This is a genomic window from Mycobacterium sp. 1245499.0 (assembly GCF_001673615.1).
In the GTDB taxonomy this organism is placed as follows: Bacteria; Actinomycetota; Actinomycetes; order Mycobacteriales; family Mycobacteriaceae; genus Mycobacterium; species Mycobacterium europaeum_A.
Genome location: NZ_LZMG01000334.1, coordinates 1 through 2,242, shown reverse-complemented (window position 1 = coordinate 2,242; position 2,242 = coordinate 1). Strand labels below are relative to the sequence as shown.

Below are 2,242 nucleotides of genomic sequence, written 5' to 3'. Positions count from 1 at the left end.
GGCCGACGGCGCCGACCTGGTGACCGCGAGCGGGGACAAACTGCTCGGCGGGCCGCAGGCCGGGTTGCTCTTCGGCCGCTCCGAGCTGACCGAGCGGATTCGCCGCCATCCCGCCGCGCGCGCCCTGCGGGTGGACAAGCTGACGCTGGCCGCGCTGGAAGCGACGCTGCTCGGGCCGCCCCCGCCGGTGGCCCAGTCGCTGGCCGCCGACGTCGACCGGCTGCGCGCAAGGGCCGAGGCGCTGGCCGCCGGGCTGGCAGGGGCGGCGGCGGTGGACTGCGTCGCGGCCGTCGGCGGTGGCGGGGCGCCCGGGGTCGAATTGCCCAGCGCCGCGGTCAGTTTGCCCGAGTCCTACGCGGCCGCGCTCCGGCTCGGCACCCCGCCCGTGGTGGGCCGCCTGGAGGGCGGCCGGTGTCTGCTCGACCTGCGCACGGTGGCACCCGAGGACGACGAGCTGCTGGCCGCGGCGGTACGGGCGTGTTCGTCTTAGCCACCGCCGGACACGTCGATCACGGCAAATCGACTCTGCTGCAACGGATTACCGGGATGTGGCCGGATCGCCTGGCCGAAGAGCAGCGCCGTGGCCTGACCATCGATCTGGGCTTCGCGTGGACCGAGCTGGACGGGCGCCAGCTCGCGTTCGTCGACGTGCCGGGCCACGAGCGGTTCGTGGCCAACATGCTGGCCGGCCTGGGGCCAGTCCCCTTGAACGGCGGAGTGGTGTTCGTCGTCGCGGCCACCGAGGGGTGGATGCCGCAGTCGGAGGAACATCTGGCGGCGCTGGACGCGCTCGGCGTCCGCCACGGGCTGCTGGTGATCAGCAAGGCCGACCTCGCCGATCCGGGCCCGGCCGCCACCCAGGCGTCCGAACGGCTTGCCGCCACCTCGCTCGCCGGTGCTCCCGTGGCTATCGGCACCGACCTGGGCCGGGTGCGCGCCGAACTGGTGGCGCTGACCGACCGGCTGCCCGCCCCGGACCCCGCGGCCGACGTGCGGCTGTGGGTGGACCGCAGCTTCACGGTCCGGGGTGCCGGGACGGTCGTCACCGGCACGCTGGCCGCCGGCACGGTGCGGGTGGGCGACGAACTCGAGCACGCCGGGCGCCGCGTCACCGTCCGCGGGCTGCAATCGTTGGGCCGCAACCATTCCGAGGTCGGCGCGGTGGCCCGGGTCGCGCTGAATCTGCGCGGCGTCGACCGGCACGACATCGGTCGCGGGGACACCGTGCGCACGCCGAGCGCCTGGCTGGACACCGCAGAGATCGACGTGGCCCTGCGATCGGCGGACTCGCTGGGCCGCCAGCTCATGCTCCATGTCGGGTCGGCGGCCGTGCCGGTGCAGGTTCGCCGGCTGGGGCCGGCCGCGGCGCGCCTGCGGCTGGCCAGGCCGCTGCCGTTGCGGGTGGGCGACATCGGGTTGCTCCGCGACCCCGGACAGCACCGGATCGCGGCGGGCATCGGGGTGCTCGACGTCCGCCCTCCCGCGCTGCGGCGGCGCGGCGCGGCGCGGGTTCGCGCCGCAGAACTGGCCACCGGCCAGGTCCGCGCCCCCGACGTCGCGCGCGCGGCCGACCTGCGCGCCATGGGTCTGCCGCCGCGCGGGCAGCGGGTGAGCGACTGGGTGGTGGACCCGCAGTGGTGGGCGGCGCGGCGCGAGGACGCCACCGCGGCGGTGCGGCGCTGGGTGGGCGAGCACGACATCGCGGCGGGCATGCCGCTCGAGACGTTGCGGCAGCAGGTCGGGTTGCCCGCCGCCGAATTGCTGCCGAAGTTGCTGGACGGCACGGGTCTCGAGGTGGCCGACGGGTTGGTCCGCCCGCCCGCGTCGGGCCTGCCGGCCCGCGTCGACAAGGCCGTGCGCACGGTCGAGGACTGGCTGGCCGCCGAGCCGTTCCGGGCGCCCGAGGCCGACGAGCTCGCCGAGCTGAACCTGGGTCCTCGCGAGCTGGCCGCGGCGGTGCGGGCCGGGCGGCTGACGCGGATCGCCGACGGGGTGGTGCTGGGGCCCGACGCACTGGACCGGGCCGCCACCGTGCTGAGGGGGCTGCCGCAACCGTTCACCGTCAGCGAGGCGCGCCGGGCGCTGGGCACCACCCGGCGGGTGGCGGTGCCGCTGCTGGAACACCTCGACGCCCGGCGCGCGACGCGCCGCGGCGATGACGGAACCCGGGTGGTGCTCTGACCCGGTTGGCTACAGCCGCTCTTTGACAGCGGCCGAGAGGCGGGCGCCGTCGGCCTTGCCG

General features: G+C 76.4%; 1 protein-coding gene and 1 pseudogene. Both read left to right on the top strand.

What is annotated here, in order from left to right; translation table 11 throughout:
- Window positions 1-490, top strand: a pseudogene (locus tag A5646_RS20620) (L-seryl-tRNA(Sec) selenium transferase); the annotation flags it as partial.
- On the top strand, window positions 478-2,181 hold the full coding sequence (locus A5646_RS20615) for a selenocysteine-specific translation elongation factor (protein ID WP_066866670.1): 1,704 nt from the start codon (window positions 478-480) through the stop codon (window positions 2,179-2,181). The pseudogene A5646_RS20620 and the gene A5646_RS20615, both read left to right, overlap by 13 nt.
- The last annotated feature ends 61 nt before the right edge of the window (window positions 2,182-2,242 follow it).